Below are 6,000 nucleotides of genomic sequence, written 5' to 3' on the forward strand. Positions count from 1 at the left end.
CGGGGCTTCCGGGCTTCCGGGCTTCCGGGCTTCCGGGCTTTTGAGGTTCCCGGATTTCCGAAGGCGCGGGAGAAGAACCGGTTGGTGGACCAGCCGACTGCTCAGTTGGCGGGAGCCTGGTAGAGACCCCGGCCGGCGCGGTGGGCGCGAGAGGTGGCGACGAGCCGGTCGAGGGTGCTGCGCACGGTGTTGATGCTGCCGGGGGTGAGTTCACGCCCCAGGGCCTTCGTGACCTCGCGAGCGCGGACGGGGGTGTCGCCGAACGCGGCCAGCACCTTGATGGCCATCTCGGTGAGGCTGCCGTTGTCGTCGGCGGCCGGCGCGGGAGCCGCGGTCTTCTTCGACACCTTGGCCCTCGTCGGCTTGGCGTCCTTGGTGTCCTTCGCCGCCTTGGCGGCAACGGAGCCCTTGGCGGAGGCAGAACCCTTGGCGGAGGCGGAAACCTTGGCGGAAGCCGTCGCCTTGCTCGCTCCGACCGTCTTGGCCGCGGAGGCCGACTTGGCGGCCTTGGAACCCGCGGCCCTGGAACCGGTGGCCTTCTCGGCCGTCTGCGCGCGCTCGTTCTTCGGCTTGGCCGCCGCCTGCTTGCGACCCTTGGCCGCGGCCGCCTTACGGGCGGTGCGTCGCGCGGGTGCGGCAGCCGGAGCCGCCTCCTGCTCCGGCTCGGCTTCCGTACGCTCCTCCTCCGGAACCTCCGCCTGCGCCTGCGACTCCTGCGACTCCTGCGAGTCCTGAGGATCCTGCGGGGCCTGTGCAGGGGCGACGGCGTCGACGGACTCCTGCGCCTGCTGCGGAATCAGCGGAGCGGCAGCACTCGCCGGTGCCTCGTCGGCCCCGTCGGTCGCACCGACCTCGGCGACGTTCGCGGCTTCGGCATCCTTCTGCTCCGAGGCGGTCGTGGCCTCGATCGCCCGCGGCGCCGCGTCCGAAGACGGGAGGGCGGTGGAGGACAGCGCGCGCAGCGCCGTCAGTGCGGTGCGCACCGACTCCAGCCGCTCGGTGACGGCGGCGAGTTCGTTCTGCAGGTTCTGCTGGTGCTGCTCCAGACGGGGAAGTTCCGCCTGCAACAGGGAAGTTGTGGCATCGATGGTGCCAAGTGTGCTGGTCTCGGGGGTCATGTTGTCGCCCTTCTCTCCCGGCCGACTGTTGGTGACTGATGTGGTGCAGCGTAAGGGGCGTTGTGTTGTGGCCGGAAATCGACGTTCGGTACAAACTGTCGGGCGCCCACCGCCGCGTTGACGGCCAGTCTCCTGAATTCCACCGCCGTGCGCCCAGGAGCCGGCCAGGAGCCACTCGTTCGGCCGCATGGCGACCCCCGAGGCAGCGACATACGGGGGCCCTGGCACACGTGTCGTCACGCGAAGAGGTACGGGCCCGGAGCGAGGGCTTGGTGCCTCGCTCCGGGCCCGTACCGGGCGGGCACTCCCCGCCCCGGTGCCTGCTGCCAACCCGTACCACGTGCGTGTACCGCTCGTGCGTACCGCTGTCGGGTACGCCCGCGGTCAGTCGCCTCCCGTTCCGCCGCCGTCCGCACCGTCTCCGTCTCCGTCTCCGTCTCCGTCCGCACGGTTGCCGCGCGCGGCGGCCTCGACCATGTGCGTCGTGGTGCTGGCACCGTCCAACGCCTCGCGGATGATGTCGGCGTGCCCGCAGTGGTGCGCGATCTCCCGGAAGACGTGCAGCAGCACATGCCGAACGGTCCAGGTGATCGGCTCCGGCGCCCACGGATACGACGGGAGCGTCAGGACCCGGTCGAGATCGGGCTCCTGCCGCAGGGTGCGATCGAACTCCGCTGCCGTCGCGTGGAAGGCGTCGAGCAGCCCGGCCAGGGTCTCGTTCCCGGTCATGCGATTGCGGTCGGGATCCAGCGCGTCCTGGCCGACCTCCGCGGGCGCCGTGCCGTCGATCACCGCGAGCCAGGTGCGCTGCATGTCGACGAGGTGCTTGACCAGACCGCCGAGCGTCAACTCGCTGACGGTGGTGGCGAGAGCGGCCTGTTCCTCCGTGATGCCCGTGAGCGTGTAGAGGAAGTTGCCGCGTTGATCCGCCACGATGGCCAGAAGGTCCTCCCGCTCCCCGTCGCGTACGTCCTCGCCACCCGTTGTCGTTCCCATGAGACATCGCCTTTCGGTCGGCTCCTGGCCGCCCACCCTAGGAGGTCTCGCGGGAGGCCGTGCGCACCTCTCCGAGCACCGGCCCGGCAGGGTCGGGCAGCGCGGGGGCACGCCGCGTACCGATCCGGTCCATGCTCAGCCGCAGCCCCATGACCAGCACGGCGGCGACCGCGAACGCGGCCCCGGCCCAGGTGAGCCGACGGGTTCCGTAGCCGCTCATGACCCATCCGCCGACGGCGGTGCCGACGGTGATGCCCAGGTTCGAGAACGAGATGAAGAGGCTGTTGCCGAACTCCGGGGCGTCGGTGGCGTCGCGCCCCAGCCAGCTCTGGCTCACCACGAGCCCGCCCGAATGCACCGCGCCCCAGACGAGCACGGCCACCACCATCGGCGCGAACGATGGACCGACCGCGTACAGAAGCACGTACACGACCAGACACAACACCGGATAGGCGACCGCGGTGCCTATGAGACTGCGCCGCAACAAGGCACCGAACGCGAAGTTCCCGGCGATCATCACGATGCCGAACGTCATCAGCATGGCGCTGACCCACGTGCCGTCCATGTGCGTGACCTGTCCCAGGTACTCGGCGAAGTATCCGTAGACCGAGAACATCGCCGCGAAGACGAGAACGACCGACACGATCGTCAGCCACGTACGCGATCGCCTGAGGATGCCCAACTGGGCCCCGTACGACATCCGGCGGCCGACGGGCATGGCCGGGACGAACCGCAGGATGCCGAGGAAGGCGGCCAGATTGACGAGCGCAGCGAACCAGAACGCCGACGCCAGGGACACATGCTCGGCGAGATACGAACTCAGCGGCACCCCGAAGGCGAATCCGACGGTAACCCCGCCGAAGACGGTCGTCGTGGCCCGGGTCGCGTCCTCGGCGGGCACCATCCGCGCGGCGGTGGCCAGCGCGACGGCGAAGAACACCGGGTGGAAGAGGGCGGGGACGATACGGAAGGCCAGCATCACCTCGTACTGCGAGGTGACCGCGTAGACGGCGTTCGACACGGCGAACACCGCGATCGCCGCGGCCAGCACCTTCTTGCGGTCGACACCGGAGGCCAGCAGCGTCGTGAACGGCCCGGACACCGCGATGACCAGGGCGAACACCCCCACCAGCCATCCCGCCGCGGACGGCGCGACGCCGAGCTCGGCCGAGACCTGGGGGAGCACGCCGACCATGCCCATCTCGGTGGTGATGATCCCGAACACGCCCAGGGCGAGCACCAGGACGGTGAGGGAGGTCCTCTCCATCGCAACCCTTCATCAAATCTAGAAATGTGAATATGTTCGACCGTGCGGCGGCCGTGGCCAGGAGCGAGGGGGCGGGAGCGAGGGGCGTGGGGCCCTACAGGGTGTCCCGGACGTGTGCGGCGAACTCCGCGATCGCGGCCTCGTCGCGCCGGTAGTACGTCCACTTGCCGATGCGCTCCGAGGCGAGCAGCCCCGCGTCCTTGAGCGTCTGCAGATAGCCGGACACGACGGACTGCGCCAGTCCGGAGCGCTTCTGGATGTCACCCACGCACACTCCGATGTGGAAGCCGAGCCCCTGTTGCCGGTAGGAGCCCTCGTCGAAGTACTTCTCCGGCTCCTTCAGCCACCGCATGAACTGCAGTCGCGCGGGGTTGGCGAGCGCCTTGTGCACGGCCAGGGGGTCCATCGCGTTCGCCTCTCCATGTGGCAGATGGTACGCATCTAACTTTCCCGATATGTAGGGGCGAGTCAAGTCGTCGATATCGGCCAGAGGCTGGCCTGAATCGTTATGGGGAACTTATGGGGTGAGTTTCACTCTGCGTGACAGATGTGGTCGGAAGGTCTTTGACGGGTGTGTGTTGCCGAAGGAAGGTGACGCAGTCCCCCCACGGTAGCCATCTCTCAACCGTTGGATTTCTCATGCGCACAGTTGCTTCCGCATGCACGCTTACGGCCGCCGCCACGGCAGCCCTGCTGCTTGCCCCTACGGCGTACGCCACCGCTCCCGGCGACAACGGCACCGTGAAGATCCACGATGCTGCGACGGGTGAGGAGCTCCGCAAGAACGAGCCTCACGCGTGCGCCTTCTACCTCGACGCCTTCGGTTTCGACGCCGGCCAGGACATCGGCTGGCGCATCGAAGCCTGGCCCTCCACCGCCAAGGTCAAGGGTGAGATCGTGAAGTCCGGTTCTCTGGCGCTCGACGCCAAGGGCCACGGCCGTTCGCCGGACCAGTCCCTGCCCGACGGCCACTACAAGCTGTTCTGGAACTTCGACGGCGAGCACGGCAAGGCCAAGCACAAGGTCTTCTGGGTCGATTGCGAGGACGAGGGGAACCCCGGGGGCGGCGGGTCCGCCACCCCGCCCTCCCCGTCGGCGACCCCCGGCGAGCCGAGCCCCGAGGGCCCGTCCGAGCCGACGAGCCCGTCCGAGCCGGCCGGCCCGTCCACGCCCGCCCCGTCCGGCTCGACGCAGCCGACCGCGTCGCCCGCCACGTCCGCCCCTGAGGGCTCGGCCGAGAAGCCCTCGTCCTCCCCGTCCGCCGGGGCCGAAGGCGACCTCGCCGAGACCGGCACCGGCGCGCCGGTCGGCCTGCTCTCCGCAGCGGCTGCCGCGCTCGTCGCAGCCGGCGGTTTCCTGATGATCCGCCGCCGCAAGGCCCAGCAGCACTGACGCACCCGCGTGGCCCCGCGCCACGTGGCCGCTGAGCCTGTCTCTCACCCTCTGCCCGTGGTCAGCTCCATGTCTGACCACGGGCTTTGGGTCTTCCACGGGTACGGCATCGGTCTCTGCACCTTGGAGTGATGGGTGCCTTCAACTGCTCGAGAAGGTGGGCTGACCCGTGTCCTTGGGACCACGGGCCATACGGACCTGGTGACGCGGGAGCGTCCGGTCGGCCGGTGCGCGTGATCAGTAGCGGCTGGCGTGTAGCAGTGATGGATTTCACGGGCATGGCTGAGCCCCGACGCGAGGACGCGCCGGGGCTCCGTTGTGGAAGAACCAGACTTCTGATCGTGTACGAGCATGGTCCCGAGGGAGGCGGCCGGGAACTCTCCGAAAGGGGTTACAGAGATCGACGGAACGCCTGTGGCTCTGCCGAGTGAGGGCTGACCAAGCCCATCGCGGGCCTGCCACCAGCGGGGCTCACCGAACGACCACGGTTGACGATTTGCGGACGCGCCGCCAGCTCTTGTGCTCACTGCGTCCAGTGTGGCTCACGCACTCGACGTCGACACTCGCGCAGCCTGTCGAAGGTTCGGCGGACCAATCGCACCAGAGCCACTCGGCCTCGTACGCGGTGTCCGTGTCGGAGTGCTCGGTAATGCGGTGGAGCACGCAACAGTACGCAACTCGTGCACGGGGACGCCATGTTGTGCTCCCTGAGGTGTCGCCGCAGCTCAACATTGGAGTCGGTGACCGTCGACCAGTTACCCACCTGGCAGTTTCTTTCACCGCGATACTGCCAGCCGCATGAAGACGGGCAGCCGCATCGGCGCCCCGTCTCGAAGGTCAACGCAGCGACACAACACCCGTCGCGACGCGATCCAAGCGTGATCCACGCACCGCGAGTCACTGGCCACGGACGTGCACCAGGTCACCGCGACGCACCACCACGGAACACGCATGGAACCTACGAGCCACGACAATCGCCCCATTCAGCCATGGAGCTGAGTCGGAGTGAACCGCCCCGATTCGAATGGAGACTCGATTTCATGAAAGGATCGAGTCATGGCACGACCTTCCCGTTACCCGCTTGAGCTCCGTCGTCGTGCGGTGCGCATGGTTGCCGAGGTGCGCGGCGACCACCCGAACGAGACGGCCGCTCTGCAGGCGGTCACCGACAAGCTCGGCATCGGTTCCCGCGAGACGCTGCGGAACTGGCTGAAGCAGCACGAGATC

The 6,000-nt window shown here is 68.5% G+C and carries 5 protein-coding genes; 1 reads left to right on the forward strand and 4 read right to left on the reverse strand.

From position 1 onward, the window contains the following. Positions 1-101: 101 nt before the first annotated feature. The 4 genes from AB0E67_RS20720 to AB0E67_RS20735 form a co-directional block, all read right to left on the reverse strand. Positions 102-1,118 carry a hypothetical protein gene (locus tag AB0E67_RS20720; RefSeq protein ID WP_362028683.1) on the reverse strand — a complete coding sequence of 339 codons (1,017 nt, stop codon included), beginning with the start codon at positions 1,116-1,118 and terminating at the stop codon, positions 102-104. Positions 1,119-1,502: 384 nt separating this feature from the next. Continuing rightward, positions 1,503-2,114, reverse strand: a complete 612-nt coding sequence (locus AB0E67_RS20725) for a DinB family protein (RefSeq protein ID WP_362028685.1) — start codon at positions 2,112-2,114, stop codon at positions 1,503-1,505. A 37-nt stretch (positions 2,115-2,151) separates the two neighbouring features. After that, positions 2,152-3,381, reverse strand: a complete 1,230-nt coding sequence (locus AB0E67_RS20730; RefSeq protein ID WP_362028688.1) for an MFS transporter — start codon at positions 3,379-3,381, stop codon at positions 2,152-2,154. Between the two features lie 94 nt (positions 3,382-3,475). Then, the gene (locus AB0E67_RS20735; protein WP_362028691.1) at positions 3,476-3,787 is read right to left on the reverse strand and encodes a metalloregulator ArsR/SmtB family transcription factor; all 312 of its coding nucleotides are present in this window, start codon (positions 3,785-3,787) and stop codon (positions 3,476-3,478) included. Between the two features lie 233 nt (positions 3,788-4,020). Between AB0E67_RS20735 and AB0E67_RS20740 the strand changes: the two genes are divergently transcribed. Beyond that, complete coding sequence (locus tag AB0E67_RS20740; RefSeq protein ID WP_362028693.1) at positions 4,021-4,773, forward strand: LPXTG cell wall anchor domain-containing protein; 753 nt, start codon at positions 4,021-4,023, stop codon at positions 4,771-4,773. Positions 4,774-6,000: the final 1,227 nt, after the last annotated feature.

The sequence above is a fragment of the Streptomyces sp. NPDC032161 genome (genome assembly GCF_040636995.1).
Lineage (GTDB): Bacteria > Actinomycetota > Actinomycetes > Streptomycetales > Streptomycetaceae > Streptomyces.